The sequence below is a fragment of the Peribacillus sp. RS7 genome (assembly GCF_041956845.1).
Taxonomy (GTDB): domain Bacteria; phylum Bacillota; class Bacilli; order Bacillales; family DSM-1321; genus Peribacillus.
Genome location: NZ_CP168135.1, coordinates 3,656,304 through 3,677,097, shown reverse-complemented (window position 1 = coordinate 3,677,097; position 20,794 = coordinate 3,656,304). Strand labels below are relative to the sequence as shown.

Genomic DNA, 20,794 nt, shown 5'->3' with positions numbered 1-20,794 from the left:
ACTCCATTATTATTTCCGGCCGATAATTTCCACTTCTGTTTCCATTTCAATTTCAAACATATCATACACAGTATCCTTCACATGCTGTATCAAGGCTTGAACATCCGCTGCACTTCCATTACCTGTGTTAACGATAAAGTTCCCATGCATCGGTGAAATCTGAGCTCCGCCAATCGAGTGTCCCTTCAGGCCTGCATTCTCCACCAGTTTACCTGCATGATGCGGAAGAGGATTCCTAAATATGCTCCCGGCACATGGAAGATTATACGGCTGCGTCTCTTTTCGGTAATTTTTGTTATTCTGCATTCTTTCAACGATTTCGGTTTTATCACCCTCAGTCAATTGAAAAATTGCTTCAAGTACGATTCCAGGTCTTTTCTTCTGAAGTAGGGAAGTACGATAAGAAAAATCCATTTCTTCCTTAGAAAGCCAAGCTAGGGTTCCATCTTCAAAAAGGACATGTGCCGCCTTGAGAATTTCACTCATATCGGAACCGTGCGCACCAGCGTTCATATAGACAGCTCCGCCGACCGAACCAGGGATTCCACTGGCAAATTCCAATCCTGCATACCCTTTTTTACTGATTTGTACGGACAGGCTGACAAGTGATACCCCAGCCCCTGCTTTAATCTCGGCGCCATTTATCTCAAGATGATCAAGTCCTCTACCCAATTTAAGCACGGCACCTTCAATTCCGCCATCACTTACAAGTAGGTTCGAGCCCCTGCCAATCGCCCTCCATGGTATCCCATGTTCTTTAATGACCTGCATCGTTTTTTCTATATTTTCAATGGAAGATGGCACGATGAATAAATCAGCCGGCCCCCCAATTTTCATAGTTGTATGATTCGCAAGCGGTTCCTGTTCTAGAACTTTGCCGATTTTCATTTCAGTTAATTGCTTTATCACTTTATCCATGATAAACCTCCTTGTTGTTCCAAAAATTCCAAGTTACGATTTTCAATTCCTCTTCCATGAGGTCACTTATTTTAGAAGATTAATAACACCTTTTAAGCAGAAAAATAAACAGAAGCAAGCCCCAGTACGGCCTAACCCTCTTATACTATAGTCTAAACAAAGCCGTATTGCCAATATTTATTGTGGATTCCCCAACATTCATACATGGTAATATTTAAGCGACATTTCAATTATTTCTAAATTCCGGCAAGGTCCCCTCCAAAATCTTTTTCCTGCAAGGGCTTTCAACGTAAAAAAAGGGAGCCCTGCATTTAACAGGACTTCCCTTTTCTCATATCATATATTTTCCTGATGTCAGAATCTTGAATAACGACTTATATTCAGGAGCACTCCGATCGCCATCAACATTAGTGTCAGAGATGAACCACCATAACTCAAGAGGGGCAAGGTGATACCCGTAACCGGCATCAATCCCGTTACCACCCCTATATTGATCATCACTTGAATGGCGACCATTGCAATGATTCCCACCGCTACAAGGCTCCCATATAAATCAGGGGCACCAAGTGCGATCCGTATGCCCCGCCAAAGCATAAGCGCAAATAACAAAATGACCAGAGAGCCTCCGATGAAGCCAAGTTCCTCGGAGAGTATGGCAAAAATGAAATCAGTCTGAGGTTCTGGTAAATAGAAAAACTTTTGGCGGCTTTGCCCGAGTCCCAGCCCGAATAATCCCCCGGGCCCAATTGCATAGAACGATTGAATCATCTGAAATCCACTACCCAAAGGATCTTCCCAAGGATCTAGAAAAGATGTGATCCTTTTTATCCGGTAAGGCGCTGACAAAATCAGACCGATAAAACCAGCCACCCCGATAAGACCCAAGCCGACAAAATGGCTGATTCTTGCCCCGGAAATAAAGATCATGACGATGCAGGTTCCTACCATTACCGTTCCCGTTCCAAGGTCGGGCTGTAACATGATCAATCCAAATGCCAAAAACACTAAACCCAAGGATGGAAGCATACCTTTTTTGAAGGAGGTGATCAGCTTTTGCCGTTCGGATAAAAACTTAGCTAAAAAAGCGATCATCGCTAGCTTCATGAACTCAGAAGGTTGGACCGAAAAGGCACCTACACCAATCCAGCTCCTCGAACCATTTCTCGCCATCCCTATACCCGGCACCAGCACAGCCAGTAACATAATGAAACAAATGATGATCAAAATCTTGGCCCAAGTCCGCCACGTCCAGTAATCCACATTCATGATGAAAAACATGGCTATGACACCAACGCAGGCAAACAGCAACTGTCTTTTAGCAAAATAAAAGGAATCATCAAATTTATATGTTGCCCAAATGGCACTCGCGCTGTAAACCATGATTAATCCAACGGTCAAAAGACTTAAGGTGACGATAATGAGAATGAGATCAGGATTCGATTTTTTTAATGGCACGGACATCCACCTCTAGGAAGTTTTTCGAGCCTGTACGAATAAAAACATCATTGCTGATTGCTTGTCAGCACTTTAGTCAAAAAAAAAGCGATAACGGCTCATTATCGCTTTTTTCCAAGGTGTCAACGTAGAAGCAAGTTCACTTCTCTCTGCGAAAGCTCTTACTTAAGTTTATGCACGGCCTCCATAAACATGTCTCCTCTTTGCTCAAAAGTTTTATATTGATCCCAGCTTGCACAAGCCGGGGAGAGAAGAATGCAGTCGCCTTCATTTGATAATTCAAATGCAGCCGGTACGGCCTTTTCTACATTATCGACACGTTTTATATTCGCTATTCCTATTTCTTTTGCTACCCGCTCAATTTTTTCTGCGGTTTCGCCAAAAGTTATCAAGGCTTTGACATTTTTCATAGCCGGTTTCAACTCATCGAATTCATTCCCGCGATCCAACCCGCCTGCCAATAAGATGACAGGTTCCGTAAAGGATGTTAATGCTTTGGACGCCGCTAGAATGTTCGTCGCTTTCGAATCATTATAAAATTTACGGTTTTCGATCGTTGCAACAAACTGCAAACGGTGCTCCACACCATAAAATGTTTTCAATACAGTCTGAATGGCTTCGTTGGCAACACCCTTCAGTTTCGCCGCTGATATGGCCGCGAGCACATTTTCCAAATTATGTTTTCCAGGAAGCGCTATCTCTGAAACATCAATGATTTTTTCTCCTCTGAAGTATGCGGCACCTTCTTCTACATAGGCTCCATTCTCATGTTTCACTTCAGTTGAAAAAGGTACAAGTTCAGCCTTGGTCTTTTTCGCCATGGATACAACGGGATCTTGATCTGCATTATAAATCATGAAATCTGAACCTATTTGATTTTTCGCAATCGCAGCTTTTGCTTCGGCATATTCCTGTTTGGAACTATGATAATCCAAATGCGCATCATACAAATTTGTCAAGACTGAGATTTCAGGACGAAATTCCTCTATTCCCATTAACTGAAACGATGATAATTCAATGACGATCGAGTCATCTGATTTTGCCTTTTCAGCAACCCCCGAAGCCACTGTCCCGATATTCCCAGCAATAAGTGGGGACTTTTCACCGGTCTTCAACATTTCGAATATTAATGTTGTCGTAGTCGTTTTCCCATTTGTACCAGTGATGCCTATGAAAGGGGCCTCACTGATTTGATAGGCCAATTCAACTTCCGTAATAACCGGAATCCCTTTTTCCAATGCCCCTTTTACGATAGGGTTCCGATAAGGGATTCCCGGGTTTTTCACGATCAACTCGAAACCCTCATCAAGAAGCTCGATCGGATGACTACCGCAGATGACTTTAATTCCTTGTTCAAGAAGTCCTTGAGCCTCAGGATTTTCCGATAATGGCTTCATGTCATTCACCGTTACGAAAGCTCCTAATTTATGTAGAAGCGAAGCTGCCGTCACTCCGCTTTTTGCCAATCCCAATACCAATATCTTTTTCTCTGAATACTTTGCAGTCTCTTTCAATTATATCCACACCTCTAAATAGATTCCGAGTACCGCACACAGCAGCCCCACTGTCCAGAAAGTCACGACGACGCGCCATTCCGACCAGCCGGAAAGCTCATAATGATGATGAAGCGGACTCATTTTAAAAATACGTTTTCCAGTCGTTTTAAAAGATCCTACCTGTAGGATGACTGAGAGCGTCTCAATGACGAAGACTCCGCCAATGATTACCAGGAGGATTTCAAGCTTCGTTAACAGGGCGATGGTAGCGATCGCTCCTCCAAGGGCCAAGGAACCCGTATCCCCCATGAATACCTTTGCAGGATGTGCATTGAATACCAAAAATCCGAGCACCGCACCGACAACCGCCACCGAAAAAATAGCGACATCGTATTGTGACTGACTCCAGGCCAATATGGCAAAAGCACCAAAAGCAATGGCTGATGTTCCTGAGACAAGTCCATCAAGTCCATCCGTCAAATTGACGGCATTCGAAAAACCTACCAGCCAGAAAATAACGATAAAGAGATAAAACCAGCCAAAATCAACGGCAAAGTCAGTGCCTGGAATCGTCAATTCAGGATTAAAACGGTCTGTCTGTTTAAAGACGAAGTAAAAGATCACCGAAATCACAATTTGCCCAAGCAATTTTTGCTTAGAAGTCAGTCCCAGGTTTCGCTTCATGACCACTTTGATGAAATCGTCCAAGAAACCTAATAAACCAAATCCTAAAGTAACGAATAATAATAAATACGTTTCGGTCGAAGGTACCGAAAATTTCAAAGTCATGACCAGTGTAGCGATGGTAACAGATAATAATATGACCAAACCGCCCATGGTGGGTGTTCCCGTTTTCTTCAGATGCGATTGTGGACCTTCTTCCCTGATACTTTGCCCGAATTTCAATCTTCTTAAAAACGGGATAAAAATCGGCGAAAGAAGAACGGTTACTAAAAACGCCACCAAAATCGTATAAAAAATTACTTGTTCCAACATTCCTTACTCCCTCATTCCTAACACAATTCAAATATAAAATTCTGCTTGTTGTCTGTTCTTATTTGCAGCAGGGCAAATTCATTCACCGATTGTTCAAACTGAATCCAAACGACTTTGAATCGCCTTTTTTGCTTCTTCACGGTCATCGAAGTGAAGCACTTCGTCACCGACCAATTGATATGTTTCATGACCTTTTCCAGCTATTAAAATAACGTCTCCCTCTTCCGCCTTGGAAACAGCATAAGCAATCGCCTGCCTACGGTCTTCAATTACCGTATATTCTTTGCCTGCTACGCCAGTTTCCATATCCCGCAGGATCTGGGCAGCATCTTCACTGCGTGGATTATCCGATGTGAAAATCGCGTCAGTCGCCAAGCTGCATGCAATTTCGGCCATGATAGGACGTTTTGTCTTGTCTCGGTCCCCACCGCAGCCCACTATCACAAAGATTTTCTTTTGAGCAAACTCACCAACAGTTCTTAAAACATTTTCTAAACTGTCCGGGGTATGGGCATAGTCAACTATGACCGGGAAGGCCTGATTCGCTGTAATGAGTTCAAAACGGCCTGCAACACCATTTATTTCCTCGATGGATTTAATGGTCTCATCTAGATCGTTACCGGCGCACAGAGCAGCAGAGATGGCTGAGAGTACATTGTAAACACTGAATTTACCAATTAGCTTCAGCTGAATGTAACGCTCTTCTTTACCTGCTGTCAAGGTGAACGATGTTCCTTTTGCGTCAATTTTTATATCCTTCGCCCTGATATCCGCTTCTTTGTCGATGCCGTAAGTAACGACTGTAGCAGCTGTCGCTTTAATGAAATCAGCTGTTGCCTCATCATCAGCATTAAGCACAGCATATTTAGGACGATTCTCTATGTAAGCATTGCCGAGCTGTGAGAAAAATAAGGATTTTGCCTGCCTGTATCTGTCCATGGTTTTATGGAAGTCCAAATGATCCTGTGTGAGATTCGTAAAAACGGCAATATCATAATCACAGCCATGGACGCGCCCAAGTTCAAGTGCATGCGAAGAAACTTCCATAATGGCCGTGGAGACAGACGCTTCGGCCATTTCATGAAATGCCTTCTGGAGCGTAACGCTATCTGGCGTCGTGTTCTTGGTTTCATATACCGTATCGGCAATTTTTGTATACATCGTGCCAATCAGTCCTGTTTTTTCATGTCGATCCTCGAAAATCTTTTCCAATAAGTGACTGGTCGTCGTTTTTCCATTCGTTCCTGTAATTCCAATCAAACGCATCTTTTGAGTCGGATGTCCATAAAATGCATCGGCAAGCACGGCCATCGCCCTGCTTGAATCCCTGACAACGATCACGGGAACATCGAGTTCAAGCGGCCTTTCCGCAATGACTGCTGCAGCTCCATGTTCTACAGCGAGTTGGGCAAAATCATGACCATCGACTGTATAACCTTTTATACAAACAAATAAACTTCCGTCTATGACTTTACGGTTATCATTTTCTATGGAGGTGATTTCAGGATTTTCTCCTTCATACGTAAATAAGGAGTTTAAATAAGATAGTAATTTGTGAAGCTTCATTTTTCCATCCCTCTCAACTTAATTTGAGGATTCATTATATGTGATTAGCCTTGGCTTGTCGAGAAACCAATTTCAATTATACGGGGTTTTCACGACTCCGTAAACAAAGCGGCTGATGATTCTTCAGCCGCTTTAACTATTCATCTATTATATTATACTTATTCTGTATTTTCGCCAAGATAAATTCTTATTGTAGAGCCTTGTTTTACTTTAACACCTGGATCCGGTGCTTGATTTATGACTTTTTCCCCATTACCGGCAATATCCAGCTTAAGATCGATGAGCTGTGTTTGCAACTCTTTTTTACTAAGTCCAACAACGTCAGGTACCTCGACCATGACGGGATCCGTCCAGACCGTTTCCTTCTCAATCTGGTTTTTTCTTGGCTTGACGTCCATTGCCCTAAGTGAATCCTCCATGATATTCCCAACGATCGGTGCTGCAACGACACCGCCGAATTGTACCGTTCCTTTCGGATTATCCACAGCTATATAGACGACGATTTGCGGATCATCCGCTGGAGCGACACCAATGAATGAGAGAATATAATTATTTTCAAGGTATCGGCCATTTTCAGCTTTTTGGGCTGTACCCGTCTTCCCGCCAACTCGGTACGACTCCACGAATGCTCCTTTACCGCTCCCTTGAGCAACAACGGATTCAAGTGCTTCACGGACTTTCTTTGAGGTTGCTTCTGAAATCACCTTTTTCTTCGCCTGTGGGGTCTTTCGCATCAGCACTTCCCCATTTTTTGGATTCACCAGTTCCTTTGCGATATAAGGTGTATACAAAGTCCCACCATTCACGGCCGCCGACACCGCTGTCACCTGCTGAATGGGCGTTACGGCAACACCTTGTCCAAACGCAGTGGTTGCCTGCTCAACCGGACCCACTCGATCCATGTTGAACATGATTCCTTTTCCTTCTCCGGTTAAATCAATCCCCGTCTTTTGCCCAAAACCGAAATCATTTATATATTTAAACAGCTTGTCTTTACCAAGCCGGTTCCCTAATTCTACAAAACCAGGGTTACATGAGTTCTCGACGACTTCAAGAAAAGTTTGGTCCCCATGTCCTCCGCTTTTCCAGCAATGCAGTGTAGACCCTGACACTTCCACATGTCCTGAGTCATAAAAATGTTCCTTTTGTAAGTCGACCTTCCCTTCCTCCAGCGCTGCAGCAAGCGTGATGATCTTAAAGGTCGAACCTGGTTCATATATACTCCAAACTGGTAAATTGCGATTATACACTTCTGACGGTACATTTTGAAAATTGGCTGGATCAAAAGTTGGCCTGCTCGACATTGCCAATATTTCCCCTGTGTTCGGGTCCATGGCAATGGCAATAATACCATCGGGATTATATGTGGCCTCCGCATTATCGAGCTCCCTCTCCACGATTGTCTGGATTTTGCTATCGATCGTAAGCTTCAGGTTATCACCGTCAACAGGAGGCTTATAGTCATCTGCCATATTCTCAAGCCTTTTCCCTTTCGCATCAGAATAAAATTTAACAAATCCTCTTTCCCCACTCAGTTCCTTATCATATGACAATTCAATACCCATCAGCCCTTGATTATCAGATCCCGTAAAGCCAAGAACATGCGAAAGATATTCACCAAAGGGGTAATGGCGCTTTGAATCTTCAGCGATATAAACGCCCTTTATCCCTAATGCTTTAATTTCCTTCGCCTTTTCATGAGATATCTTTCTGCCTTCCGGGATTCTGACGCTCATCGCCTGTTTCGTTAACCATTGATAAGCCTTTTCCTTTGTCATATCCAATATTGAAGCAAGCTGTTCCGCCGTCTCCCCAGGGTTCTCAATCTGTCTTGGGATGACATAGACTGTTGGCGCGGATATATTCGTTGCCAGCTCGACACCATTCCGATCCAGAATTTCTCCTCGTTTGGCTTCAAAAGGAATATTCCTGCTCCAGGAATCTTTAGCTAGCCCCGTCAACTTATCCCCTAGATAAAACTGCACAATTCCCAAACGGATATCAATGATAAAAAAAACAACGATACCTACTGCCAATGCGATTGCCAGCCGTTTTCGGACAGTAACATTCGAAACACGCAAAAACAGGCACCTCCATTTCATACATGCTTCAATATATGCTTGTCTACTCGTTGCTAGACTAAGAAACATTCAAAAAAATAACGATGGGGGGCCAAATGGACCCCCATCGTTATTTTCACTCTGTTTTCTCATTAGTCTGTATATCTTCAGCAGCCCCTTCAGGCTGGGATAATTCAATATTGAAGGTTTCTCCTTCCTTCACCCTTTTTCCGGCCCCGAGACTCTGTTTACTCACATAACCAGTTCCTTTAGTTTTTAGATCCAGTTTTGCAACCTTAGCTAATTTCATGACATCGCGCAAAGACCATCCCTTCATCTCCGGAACTTTCATTTCGCCTTCGGTCCTCAGGATTATTTTTTCACCCTGTAAGAGTATACTCCCGGCTTTTGGGGATTGATCGAGCACTTTACGTCCACTCCCGATCGTACTTACATCATAGCCAAGTTCCTTCAGTTCTGCGACCGCCGAACTCTCGGTCTGGTTCGTATAGTCAACGATTTTATTTGCTTTTTGTTTTTTAACATCAGAAGGTTTGATGTTTAGATATTGCAGGCTATTTTGCATGACAGGATTAAATATCTCTGATAATGGATCAGCCCCAACATAAGATACACCTAACTTCGGCTGCTTGACCGCCACATAAATGACCAACTGCGGATCATCTTTTGGAGCCATACCTAAAAAGGAGAATACATAGTTATTTTTTCCTTCTAAATATCTACCTGTCGGGCCCGCAATTTGTGCAGTACCGGTTTTCCCCGCTACTTCATATCCATCAATGGCATATTTTTTCCCTGTTCCTTTTTTCGCGGAAATCACCGTTTCCAAATAATCACGGACTTGTTTTGCAGTTTCTGCCGAAATCGGTTCCCCTGTCACTTTCGGCTTTGTCGTTTTCAAAACTTTTCCGGTATCCTGATCGGAAATGCTTTTTATCACGTACGGCCGCATCATTTTTCCGTCATTGGCTATTGCGGATGCAGCTTGGATCTGTTGAATCGGCGTAACGGTCGAACCTTGTCCAAAGGAAGTAGTAACTTTTTCAAGCTTATACTTGTATTGAATTTTACCGGTTATCTCGTTCGGCAGGTCAATTCCCGTTTTTTTATCGAAACCGAACTTAGTCAAATATTCACGAAAAGTATCCGCTCCGATCTTATCCATTGCAAGAGTGGCAAATGCGACGTTTGAAGAACGTTGAACCCCTTCCAGAAAGGTCATGCTCTTCCCTCTTTCGATTCCGCTATGATCACCGATTTTGCCCGATCCGGCTTTATAGGTTCCCGCGACAAAACTTTCGTTTGGATTAAAGACCCCTTCCTCAACAGCCGCGGCAAGGGTGAATGTTTTCATGGTTGATCCCGGTTCGAAGCTTTCTTCAATAGCCAGGTTACGCCATGTATCCGTAAGCCCGACTTTCGTTGTCGGATGGAAGGTAGGCCTTTGCCCCATCGCGACAATCTCCCCCGTTTTGGGATTGGACACAATCGCTATGATTTGCTCGGGATCGTATTTTGCTTGCACTTTACTCAGCGAATCTTCCAGGAACGTTTGTATTTTCTTATCGATGGTAAGCATGACATCACTGCCATTATCCGGAGCAACCACCTTTTCCTTTGAATCCGGTAAAAGCAGTCCCCATGAGTCACTGTCATATGTAAGCTTCCCGTCCGTTTCCTGCAATTCTTTATTGAGGTACTTTTCAATGCCGAACTTACCGGCCATTTCTCCCGTTTCTTCATCTTTTTCTACATAACCAATCAGATGGGATGCGAAAATCCCATTAGGATAAAAACGTTTATTGGTTCTTCCAAATGTAATTCCCGGCAGTTCCAGTTTTTCTATATTCTGCTTGACGACCTGAGTCAAATCCTTACCGGCACTGCCAAACTCTACCTGGTATGCCTCTTTTTTTGTAAGTCTTTCATAGATGTCCTGTTCATCCATGTCGATATATTTTGCAAGCTTGTTCGCGGTCATCTCAGGATCTTTGACATGCTCTGGTTCCTTTTCACTGAGTATAGCCCTTAAAATATAGGAGGAAGTATCCTCGGCGATGACATCACCTTTTGTATCGAGTATGCTTCCCCTTTTTGCTTCTATGACCTGTTTCTTTTCATATTTCTTGTCGATTTTCGAAGCAAGTACCTCCCCGCCTGCTGTACCTGTCACCTGAATATACAAAAAGCGGCAGACTAATACAAAAAAGAGCAGGCCGAATAAGAAGAATAATCCGGCTGCCCCATGCTTCATATTTTTTTGTTTCTGCATTATCACTGCACACCCTTCACATTATTCTCATTTAACTTGAACCCTAGCGCTGCAGCTTTTTTCCAAATTCTTTCGTATGTACTAAGTTCAGCAACCTGCACTTTCAAATCATCATTCACTTTACCCTGTTCTTCAATTGAAGTTTCCACTAGCTGGATTTCTTTATTCGTTTCATAAATTGCCGCTTGATTAGAGACTATTTTCACTCCCATAAAGGTAACCATTATAGCAAGGGCACATAGTAAGAAAACTTCACCAATGGATATCTTCGCTTTACGGATGACCACTGTTTGATGTGTCTGTTGCTGTTGTTGGTCTTCATATTGCTGTTCTTGCATTTTTTTGGCTATGGAACTCATTCATGTTCCCCCTTACTGATTTTTTTCTGTAATTATTGCTTTTCGGCGATTCTTAGTTTAGCCGATCGGGAACGATTATTCCCTTCCAATTCTTCTTCTGAAGGTAATATCGGTTTTCTCGTTATTATTTTCATGGTTGGTTTGAATTCATCCGGGATAATTGGAAGTCCAGGCGGAAGGTCTGGAAGGGCACTCGCTTTTTTAAATACCGTTTTACAAATTCTATCTTCAAGCGAATGGAATGTAATGACAGATATTCTTCCTTCTTTATCCAATAGCGATATAGCTTGCTCTAACGAATCTTCAAAGACACCAAGTTCATCATTCACAGCGATTCTTATTGCTTGGAATACTCTTTTCGCAGGATGTCCGCCTTTACGTCTTGCCGGGGCAGGTATCCCATCCTTAATCAACTCAACAAGCTCAAACGTCGTTTCAATCGGTTTTATTTCACGTGCCGCTTCAATTTTCCTGGCGATTTGCTTCGAAAACTTTTCTTCTCCATATTGAAAGAAAATTCTCAGCAAATCATGGAATGACCAGTTATTCACGACATCATAGGCAGAAATTGCAGCACTTTGGTCCATCCTCATATCCAAAGGGGCATCATGGTTATAACTGAAACCGCGCTCCGGTGTGTCCAATTGCGGGGATGATACACCTAAATCATAAAGAATCCCGTCCACTTTTTCGATTCCCCGGGCATTCAACTCTTCTTTTAAGTATTTAAAATTATTAGGAACAAGAACAATACGATCGCCATAGCTTTCCAATTTTTCCTTAGCATTCCGAATCGCCGTTTCGTCCTGATCAAAAGCATAAAGCCTGCCCTTGTCAGAGAGCTGTGAAAGTAAGTATTCGCTGTGACCGGCTCCTCCTAAAGTACAATCCACATAAATTCCATCAGGTTTGATGTTCAATCCATCAACCGTCTCTTTTAATAACACTGTTGTATGTTGAAACATGCTAGACATCCTTCCAATCGGTTATTGAGTGACTCTATTTCTGAGGGCAGCCTTAAATATCAAAGCCAATCATATTTTCTGCTATCTCAGCGAAAGAATCCTCCGAAGCTGAAAAATAGTTTTCCCAAAGGGATTTGCTCCAAATCTCAATACGATTGGTAACACCAAGAATTACACATTCTTTTTCCAATTGGCCATATGAAGTAAGCGGCGTGGGGATATTAATTCGCCCTTGTTTATCAATTTCGCATTCTGTAGCTGCAGAAAAGAAAAAACGGGTAAAGGCTCGGGCATCTTTTTTTGTTAAAGGCAGGGCTTTCAGCTTTTCTTCAAGCAGCTTCCACTCTTCCATAGGGTAACCAAATAAACATTGATCGAGTCCGCGGGTAAGAACAAATTGCTCCCCTAGATTGTCCCTGAATTTCACTGGGACTATCAAACGGCCCTTTATATCGATGTTATGATGGTACTCTCCCATGAACATACCCATTACCCCCACATTCTAATCTCAATGTACCACAATCCCCCACCTTTCTCCACTTGTTTTTACTTTCTCCTTCCAAGTAAAAATTCCCTTCTTTTCTACTTAAGTTTATTTAGCCAATTTATTTAAAGAAATCTGCATTTCGCTCGAATGGACTCAGACTACGACGCAGTCCCACTATTACTGTCGAAGCACTACCTGTCAAATGCCTGTAACCAGAAAAAAAGACAGGCTTTAGCACCTGTCTTTTTTCCACTTTTCAACCCCTCCGTCAGGATAGGAAAGTGGGAACCCTTATTCAATATGTTTGGTCCACCACTTTTCCCCAAACGGATGGTTTTTCTACATGAAAATCAATTTATGCTGATTATTGAACCGGTATTCCAGTTTCATGATATCCTGAATGAACTCTGGCCCATATTGATTCAGGTAATAAAAAACATTCCAAATCCTCTCCTGGGGTGATCCAAGGGGATACAGCGAATTTGCTATCCGTTCATATTTCTTCAATATCACCGAATGACGTTCCTTTGTTCGGTCACCGATTTTCCCATACATGAAATCCAATTGCTTTTGGATAAATTCAATGTTTTTGTTCAACATCGGTTCAAGTCCTCTATCTAAAGAGACAGCGTGGACAAAAAGCTTTTCATGGTTCTCTTCAAGCTGTGATTTCAGCGTCCCGAACAGGCTGTCAATCGTCTCATCTTTCACGGAATCGAGGTAACTTTTTACAGCATTAGCGGTTCCTTCTGTCAGAACAGTTTCCAAACTGAGTCCCATTTCCTCAAGATCCGTATGGACACTACGCTCTACAAGCGTGATGTTTAACCTAGGAATGATTGGTGGCATCTTCATGGAAAACAACTCAAATGCCTGTTTTAATTCTGCCCAATAGGCTATTTCCCCTGGACCAGAAACGAAAGCCAATACAGGGAAAAGCATTTCTTGCATAAGCGGACGTGTAATGACATTGTTGCTTAATCGTTCTGGATGATTTTTGGCTATCTGCAGAAGTTCCTGCCCGGTAAATGATACCTCACCATTTTTCCCGCTGAAGCCGCCGTCCACACGTTCGAGTAAACATCGATCTTTTTTTTCTGGATCATAATAAAATAAGTTCGCTGCCTGTCTATCCATTTCTATCATTTTTGCATACCCTTTTGCATGCATGAATGATTGTTGTTCCTCGACCAATTTAGCAATCCGTTCACTTTTATTAACCATCGATTCAAAGTAGTCCTTCTCGATTTGCCTTAATTCCGGATCTCCAGCATCAACTAGTAAAAGGCCATATTCTTTGAACCACTCATGTATCAACCTGGCGAAGAAGTCGACGAAGGTCTTCGATTGCCTAATGGTTTCCTTCATATCAAACAGGAGTTTATTCGTAAAGGAAGTTTCACCATATGTTTCAATGATTTCTTCGAACCACTTCTCTGCCTTTTCCGTTTCCAGTTCCACATCAGAAACCATTGTTTTATACGGCTGATAGGAAGGATAGGTTTTTTTGTAGGGTTTTCCGTTTTTCATAACATGAACATGATTGACTTCAGCCAAATCATGATCTTCTCCAGCTATCCAAAAAACTGGAATGACCGGCTGCCCCAGTTCTTTTTCCTGTTCTTCCGCAAGCTTAATGATCGAAATCACTTTATGAATGGTATACAGCGGACCGGATAATAACCCAGCCTGCTGCCCTCCAATCACAACCACGGAATCACCCCTGCGCAACCTTTCAATATTTCCCTTAACGGCATCATTGCATGAAAAACGAGACATGTATTGTTTTATGTAATCCGACAATTCATCACGTAAAAAAGAGCGGTTCATCAATTCATCATATCTATTGCGATAAATGTCAGGCTTAGACAAGTCATAGTGAAAATAATCCTCTGTTTCAAGACGGTTTTGTAAATAGTCCGATGCAAAACGGTTTAAAGATGGTAACGCGAGATCTTTCATCTCCATTTCTGTTCTCCCTTTCTCTGCCAACTACAATTCTTTTTAGAGTATAACATTCCCGTTTAAGAAAACAAAAGAAGTTGCCCAGCAGCAGAAAATTGATGCGTTGTACTATGTTATGTAGTCAATATCTTAGTAATACTTGTAATAACACCAATGGAAAATAATAGAAGGTACGCCAAGAAAAAGAAGGCGAAATTCACTCTCCAAAAACCCTTTAATACCTTATGGAAGATGATTTCTTCTTTCACCTTGTAATGGACAAGGACCACCGCGAATGCGTTGATGAGCATGATGAGCATGATCACCCAAAGAATTTGCTTATCCCAAATTGTAATGATCAAATAATGGACGGATATTACGAACAGCAACGTACTCATGTCCATTGCAAATTGAACGGAGCGCCTATGGTTACCAGTGAATTGTTTGGCACTTATAAAAAAAAGTATATACCCTACGAATGGCAGGGTAATAAATATCGCGGCAAGGCTCGAAACTACGTTCGGCACACCCTCATCCCCCCTGAGACTCTTTTCCTTTGACCATCCTATATAGAGAAGACGTCAGGCAATCACTTTTCCCTTTACTCTTTGCCTCCGAGAGGACATGACCCAAAATAGCATCAATTTCCGTTCTACGGCCATTTTCTAAATCTTTTAGCATCGATGATCGATTTTCCGCTGTCGCCATACAAACCGATTTCACATGTTCAAATGACTCTGTTTTATTTCGCACTTCCAAAATATCGGAAATTTCTTCAAAAAGGTCTTGAAACAATTGATAGTAAAAAGCATTTGTGATCAAACCACCATTTTCAACTTCAAGTATCGCTGTTAATGGATTTATCACCGCATTGACGACAAGCTTATCCATCAGCATCGAGTGATAGTCCTCACTCTTTTTAAAGGGAAAATGATCGATCCTTCCATTCACTAAGGAGAGTTGTTCAAGTTCCCCTTTAAAGGAAGCGATCCTTGTAATGCCGAGCCCTGTATGCTCCACGGTGTTCCCATCATGTTTCATTGCCCCATGCTCAACTACCCCCAAATAGATGGCTGGGGATTGAAGCCTCTTTAAATAAGAAATATGCCCATAGCCATTCTGCAAGAATAGCAAGGGAACCTGAATACCATTGATCCTAGGCAGTATTTGCGGCAGGTGATATTGCTTGACGGCCACTATAAGTAGATCCTCATCGTATATCCCCTCATCCAAGCCCTTCGAAATGATGCCTGTCAGCAGCCGGCTTTCACCACCCTCAATAAGACGGATACCATCACGATTGATGATCGAGGCCTGTTCCTCAGTATGGGTATAGAGAGTCACTCTATGTTTTTCACTCAAATGAGACGCAAACAGAAGCCCGATAGCCCCTCCACCAACGATTCCAATTCTCATAATACCCTTCCTTACTTTTTTAAATATATTTACTATTTTATCACATTATCTTTTTTATCTTGCATCAATTTTCACATCAATAACTATAGAAAACGCCGGTAATCAGATTGAATGATCTAGCCTGCCCATCAACACGCTCGCAATAAAATCCCATTAATGCGCCAATGAAGATATATTTTCTTCTTAAAGCGGTAATTTAATGGTATATTAGATACGAAAAGCTTAGCCAATCTTTAGACTTTATAGGAACAAAAGATACCTCCAATCTCAACCGACGAGAAATCGAAGGGAATAGGGCGGGGGATAAAAGGCTGTAAGCATTTAGTCAGCAAGGATAAATCGGTCGATGACATTCTAGATTTAGCCTAAGCTGGAATTCCACAGGGTAAAGATCAGTGGGATGACTTTCAATGGGTATTATCGGAAGAGGTTTATCAGAATTAAGGGGGAGCTTTTTTATGGAATACAAGGTGGAACGATTACTTGTAAATTTTAAAACGCTTGAGGAATTCAAAAAATTCAAAGAATACGGGATACAGGAACTGTCAATGCTAGATGATTTAGAGGGTAACATCATTGAAAATGACAGCCAATCACCTTTTTACGGAATCTTTTATGGCGACAAACTTGTAGCCCGGATGAGCCTGTATAAAAGAAGTGCTAAATTTGACCAGTATTTTGACAATTCAAGGGACTTCCTTGTTCTTTGGAAACTTGAAGTCCTGCCTAACTATCAGAAAAAAGGATATGGAAGAGCTTTAGTCGAATTCGCCAAAAGCCTGAACATGCCTATCAAAACCAACCCACGAGTTCATTCACAGGACTTTTGGAAAAAGATGGGCTTTTCTGCAGTTTCCTATGATATGGACAGGGACCTTGGAGAAAACCCGCTGATTTGGAGCCCATTTACAGAACAAGAAAATAAAGAAATGGATACACAAGAATAAGGAAATGAAGAAAATGCGGGCGGATTTTCCCACCCGCATTTTTTATTTATTGACCCTCTCTAAATTACCATTTTTATCCATTTGAAAACTCACCTTAGGATTCGTCTTTTCGTCCTCTTGTACACTTAGCTTTCTTGCACGCTCCATTATCTGCATCAAGGCACGATAATCTTCCTCTACCGCTTTCAGGTTATCTTTAAGCAGGGCATTTTCTTCCTTTAATCGGACATTTTCCCGTTCAAGGAATAGGGACCGCTCAGAAATCCGTTCTTTTTCCTTATTATCAAGCTGAAAGAATTCATCCATTTTGGTTAAATATAATATAACTTCCTGGAGGGTAATAGATTCATTTTCTTCCTGCTGTGGCGTCTTTTGTTCAATAGTGTTATTTTCCACCACTGCACTGGAAGCCCTTTCCACATCAGGATCAATGACTACCTGTTCTTTCCTTTGTTTCTTCGCCAGCTCTATCCCTGACTTATATTGCTTCCTTACAAATGAATTCCAACGGAATCCACATGCAGCCGATGTCCTCGATAACTGTTTCCCCACTTCTTCAAACGCCTTTAATTGTGTACTGCCTTCTCGTATATGCCTTAGCACCACTTCAGCCAACAAAAGATCCTCATCGTGAGTCCATGCATCTTGTCTCGCAATCGACATCTCTCTACCTCCCAGCAAGTTTTAATTCATAATATGCACATGCTAGGAAAGATAGAAGATATATAGAGCGTGTAATATTTATTTTTTCTTTTTTAAAAAACGATCGACTGCAGCATGGTGCTCATCACTCGCCCACAGTTTAGAACATTCCCGGATTTCCGCATCCATTCTTCCTTTAAGTCCACTACCTTGCCATTTATGGACCAACAATCTTTTATAAGCCATCAATACCCCAGTTTCATGGCGAAGAAAATCTTCTGCGAAACTTTCCCATCCATCCATACTTTCTCCGACTATCTCATCTACGAAACCAAATTCCTTCGCTTCCTCAGCTTTATGTATTTTTGCATCCAATAATAGCTTTAGCGCTTTTTGCTCTGGTATTTTTTCAAGTAAAAGTGAAGCTCCGCCCCATCCTGTCGTGATTCCTAGAGTTCCCTGTACAAACCCGAGCTTGACTCCGCTCTTTGCCAATCTAAAATCACATGCTGTCGCTATTTCGCATCCCCCGCCGACAGCACTTCCATTGATGAGCGCTAATGTTGGTTTTGGGAATACTGCTAGTTTATAAAGAATTTCACCCATTTTCGATAACATAGTAAAGGCTTCTGCTTCTGTATGCAAATCTTGGAATTCACTTAGATCCCCACCTGAACAGAAAGCCTCAGAGCCCACCCCTGTAAGGACCAGCAACTTAATTTCGTCATCGTGTGCCGCTTCTGACAATATCGACTCAAGTTCGTTCATAAATTGATAATTCACGGCATTCCTTTTCTCCGGTCTATTAAATAGGACCTTCATGAAACCGCGTTTATCCTTTTCAACCTTAATCACCTGATTCACGTAAACACCTTCTCCAAAATTATCATCAAACATCGATGAATTCCAAATATTCTGCCAAATATATTTGTAAAAAAAGCACAGAGAAAAATCTCTGCGCTTTGATTAGCGTGTTGCATCAAGAAAGCAAAGCTCTCAAGTAGGTCAAGAAATTATTTTGCGACAACTTCTTTTCCTTTATATGTTCCACATTCTTTACAAACGTGATGTGAAAGAGTCATTCCACCACAGCTCGGGCATTCTACCATACCAGGTACTTGAAGCTTGAAGTGCGTACGACGTTTTCTTTTTACAGTTTTCGACGTTCTTCTAAAAGGTACAGCCATTATTCCCACCTCCTTAAAAAATATAAAAAAGCTGGAAAAATCGGATTAACGATTTTTCGTTCCAATCAAGATTCTTTATTGTTGTCAAAAAAGTCGGCAAGCTTTGCAAATCTCGGATCAACCTTATGCTCATTTTCTTCTTGAGAAATAACAGCCCAGTCTTTCCCAGATTGAGGAGCAGCTTCGTTCGAATCGACATCCTCACAAAAAACCTGCATCGGAATTTCTAGCAATAAATTTTCTTTAATTACCGGTATTAGGTCTACAACGTCACCTTCCACAACAGTGACATCATCTCCGTAGAAATCAGTGTCATCTGCCTTTAAAAGAAAGGTTTCTTTTGTATCAATATCAATCGGATATTTAACGTCTACCAGTGTTCGGGAGCAAGGTAATGTTAATTCACCTGAAAGATGCAAGTGAAAAGTAATCTCGGTCGAGCTGATATCAGCTCTTCCTGCTACTCTAATCGGAGAGACATCGCGAATTTGCGGGTCTCTTTCTCTAATGTCTAAGACATCCACCAGTTCATCAAACCGTAAATCTTTGTCCCGAATTTTTTGAAGTTGACTAATCGTCCATTTCAAATGAAATCACCTCAAGGCAACAAAAATAATTATAGCTTTCAATTATAAGTTTGTCAATATTTTTTCTTTACACTATAATGTAGTCATCCTAACTGATTGTCCAAGTTTAAGAATCATTTCAAACAAAAAATCAAGACGATTACTTATAGTAATTTTACTTGAAATACTATTTTAGCACTAAGTTTAAAAAATACAAAGTTTTTCTCTGAGGTGAACGAATGAAAGCTTGCGGTTTAGTTGTCGAATATAACCCTTTTCACAATGGACATGTTTTACATGCAAGAGAAAGTAGAGAAAAAACAGGGGCAGATGTTGTGGTGGCAGTTATGAGCGGGCCCTTTTTACAGCGTGGCGAGCCTGCTATCGTCAGCAAGTGGACACGTGCCGAAATGGCTTTGAATGGCGGCATAGATCTTGTCATCGAACTTCCCTATGCTTTCGCGACACAGAAGGCGGAGATATTTGCAAAAGGATCTATCTCTCTTTTGGAATCCCTTGGCTGTGACTCCTTTTGCTTCGGAAGCGAGGATGGCAGAATTGAACCATTCATCACCGCCCACAGAATCCTTTCGGATAATTCCGCTGCATTCGATGCTGCCATTAAATCTGCTATGGATGCCGGTAATAGTTATCCGGCCAGTGCTGCCCAGGCTTATCGATCGATCATCAATGGTGATGCTGCATTGGATTTGACGATGCCAAATAATATTCTTGGAAAGGAATATGTAAGTGCTGCCCTTTCAAACGGCTACTCCATTCGCCCTTATACGATTCAAAGGGTTGCTGCCGGATACCATGAAACAAAGTTGTCCCAAGACCCTATTGCCAGCGCAACGGGGATACGTAAAGCCATCCATGAACACCAGAAATTGGATCCTGTATCCAGTTATATTCCTCAACCGACAATGAGAGGTCTTGAGCAATATTTATTGCACTACCATGCCTTACATGACTGGGAAATGTATTGGCCCATGTTAAAATACAGAATCCTGTCTTCAACTTTAACCGAATTGGCCGGGATTTACGAAATTGAGGAAGGCATAGAACACCGAATAAAAGAAATGGCCAAACAATCTTCGAGGTTTTCTGAATTCATGGCCGCTCTGAAGACAAAACGCTACACATGGACACGACTACAGCGGATGTGTGTCCATATATTGACCCATACATTAAAGGAACAGGTGATTCACAATGACCAACCAGCCTATATCAGACTTCTTGGCATGAATGGCCGGGGACAAGAATATCTTCGCACTGTAAAAAAAGGCTTACCGCTCCCGCTCATCTCTAAACTTTCGTCCTATCAGAAGCAGGACATCGATACGGATTTGCGAGCGGCACAGGTGTATGCACTGGGCTTGTCCGAACCGCATCAGGCTGCCTTGATGAAAAGGGAATATGAATCCCCCATCATTTTCAAATAAAGAATGGTTTAAGCCTGGCCCGTCCATCCTTAAGAGTAAAAATCTAATCATC

The 20,794-nt window shown here is 42.0% G+C and carries 19 protein-coding genes; 2 read left to right on the top strand and 17 right to left on the bottom strand.

The genetic code is table 11. The features are described from left to right. Positions 1-9: 9 nt before the first annotated feature. The 13 genes from murB to ACDZ29_RS18430 all read right to left on the bottom strand — a co-directional run bounded on the left by murB (position 10) and on the right by ACDZ29_RS18430 (position 15,955). Positions 10-918 (bottom strand): UDP-N-acetylmuramate dehydrogenase, encoded by a 909-nt coding sequence (gene murB, locus ACDZ29_RS18490; RefSeq protein ID WP_289324330.1) that lies wholly within the window; start codon positions 916-918, stop codon positions 10-12. 354 nt (positions 919-1,272) lie between these two features. After that, the gene (gene spoVE / locus ACDZ29_RS18485; RefSeq protein WP_034313896.1) at positions 1,273-2,379 is read right to left on the bottom strand and encodes a stage V sporulation protein E; all 1,107 of its coding nucleotides are present in this window, start codon (positions 2,377-2,379) and stop codon (positions 1,273-1,275) included. Between the two features lie 155 nt (positions 2,380-2,534). Further along, positions 2,535-3,887, bottom strand: coding sequence for a UDP-N-acetylmuramoyl-L-alanine--D-glutamate ligase (murD, locus tag ACDZ29_RS18480; RefSeq protein ID WP_289317230.1), 1,353 nt, complete (start codon positions 3,885-3,887; stop codon positions 2,535-2,537). After that, positions 3,888-4,865, bottom strand: coding sequence for a phospho-N-acetylmuramoyl-pentapeptide-transferase (gene mraY / locus ACDZ29_RS18475; RefSeq protein WP_289324328.1), 978 nt, complete (start codon positions 4,863-4,865; stop codon positions 3,888-3,890). A gap of 93 nt (positions 4,866-4,958) precedes the next feature. Then, positions 4,959-6,431, bottom strand: coding sequence for a UDP-N-acetylmuramoyl-L-alanyl-D-glutamate--2,6-diaminopimelate ligase (locus ACDZ29_RS18470; RefSeq protein ID WP_375088328.1), 1,473 nt, complete (start codon positions 6,429-6,431; stop codon positions 4,959-4,961). Between the two features lie 158 nt (positions 6,432-6,589). Then, on the bottom strand, positions 6,590-8,512 hold the full coding sequence (locus ACDZ29_RS18465) for a stage V sporulation protein D (protein ID WP_289324326.1): 1,923 nt from the start codon (positions 8,510-8,512) through the stop codon (positions 6,590-6,592). 115 nt (positions 8,513-8,627) lie between these two features. Further along, positions 8,628-10,784, bottom strand: coding sequence for a penicillin-binding protein (locus ACDZ29_RS18460; RefSeq protein ID WP_375088327.1), 2,157 nt, complete (start codon positions 10,782-10,784; stop codon positions 8,628-8,630). Positions 10,785-10,786: 2 nt separating this feature from the next. Beyond that, entirely contained in the window at positions 10,787-11,143 is a 357-nt protein-coding gene (gene ftsL / locus ACDZ29_RS18455) for a cell division protein FtsL (RefSeq protein WP_289324324.1), read from the bottom strand. Positions 11,144-11,175: 32 nt separating this feature from the next. Then, the gene (gene rsmH, locus ACDZ29_RS18450) at positions 11,176-12,108 is read right to left on the bottom strand and encodes a 16S rRNA (cytosine(1402)-N(4))-methyltransferase RsmH (protein WP_289324323.1); all 933 of its coding nucleotides are present in this window, start codon (positions 12,106-12,108) and stop codon (positions 11,176-11,178) included. A 52-nt stretch (positions 12,109-12,160) separates the two neighbouring features. Beyond that, the gene (gene mraZ / locus ACDZ29_RS18445; protein WP_053345229.1) at positions 12,161-12,592 is read right to left on the bottom strand and encodes a division/cell wall cluster transcriptional repressor MraZ; all 432 of its coding nucleotides are present in this window, start codon (positions 12,590-12,592) and stop codon (positions 12,161-12,163) included. A 342-nt stretch (positions 12,593-12,934) separates the two neighbouring features. Then, complete coding sequence (bshC, locus tag ACDZ29_RS18440) at positions 12,935-14,563, bottom strand: bacillithiol biosynthesis cysteine-adding enzyme BshC (RefSeq protein ID WP_375088326.1); 1,629 nt, start codon at positions 14,561-14,563, stop codon at positions 12,935-12,937. 110 nt (positions 14,564-14,673) lie between these two features. Beyond that, positions 14,674-15,066 carry a DUF3397 domain-containing protein gene (locus ACDZ29_RS18435; RefSeq protein WP_289324321.1) on the bottom strand — a complete coding sequence of 131 codons (393 nt, stop codon included), beginning with the start codon at positions 15,064-15,066 and terminating at the stop codon, positions 14,674-14,676. A gap of 4 nt (positions 15,067-15,070) precedes the next feature. Then, positions 15,071-15,955 carry a 2-dehydropantoate 2-reductase gene (locus ACDZ29_RS18430; protein ID WP_375088325.1) on the bottom strand — a complete coding sequence of 295 codons (885 nt, stop codon included), beginning with the start codon at positions 15,953-15,955 and terminating at the stop codon, positions 15,071-15,073. Between the two features lie 458 nt (positions 15,956-16,413). Here ACDZ29_RS18430 and ACDZ29_RS18425 point away from each other — a divergent pair, with 458 nt between their 5' ends. Beyond that, complete coding sequence (locus ACDZ29_RS18425) at positions 16,414-16,902, top strand: N-acetyltransferase (RefSeq protein WP_370014362.1); 489 nt, start codon at positions 16,414-16,416, stop codon at positions 16,900-16,902. A gap of 42 nt (positions 16,903-16,944) precedes the next feature. Here the strand turns inward: ACDZ29_RS18425 and ACDZ29_RS18420 are convergent, their stop codons facing one another. The 4 genes from ACDZ29_RS18420 to ACDZ29_RS18405 form a co-directional block, all read right to left on the bottom strand. Then, on the bottom strand, positions 16,945-17,565 hold the full coding sequence (locus tag ACDZ29_RS18420; protein WP_375088324.1) for an RsfA family transcriptional regulator: 621 nt from the start codon (positions 17,563-17,565) through the stop codon (positions 16,945-16,947). A 78-nt stretch (positions 17,566-17,643) separates the two neighbouring features. Further along, positions 17,644-18,441: an enoyl-CoA hydratase/isomerase family protein gene (locus tag ACDZ29_RS18415; RefSeq protein WP_289324317.1), complete on the bottom strand. Its 798-nt coding sequence runs from the start codon at positions 18,439-18,441 to the stop codon at positions 17,644-17,646. A gap of 116 nt (positions 18,442-18,557) precedes the next feature. After that, entirely contained in the window at positions 18,558-18,731 is a 174-nt protein-coding gene (rpmF, locus tag ACDZ29_RS18410) for a 50S ribosomal protein L32 (RefSeq protein ID WP_034313929.1), read from the bottom strand. Positions 18,732-18,796: 65 nt separating this feature from the next. Next, positions 18,797-19,318, bottom strand: a complete 522-nt coding sequence (locus ACDZ29_RS18405; protein ID WP_375088323.1) for a DUF177 domain-containing protein — start codon at positions 19,316-19,318, stop codon at positions 18,797-18,799. Between the two features lie 218 nt (positions 19,319-19,536). Here ACDZ29_RS18405 and ACDZ29_RS18400 point away from each other — a divergent pair, with 218 nt between their 5' ends. Next, positions 19,537-20,742: a nucleotidyltransferase gene (locus ACDZ29_RS18400; RefSeq protein ID WP_375088322.1), complete on the top strand. Its 1,206-nt coding sequence runs from the start codon at positions 19,537-19,539 to the stop codon at positions 20,740-20,742. Positions 20,743-20,794: the final 52 nt, after the last annotated feature.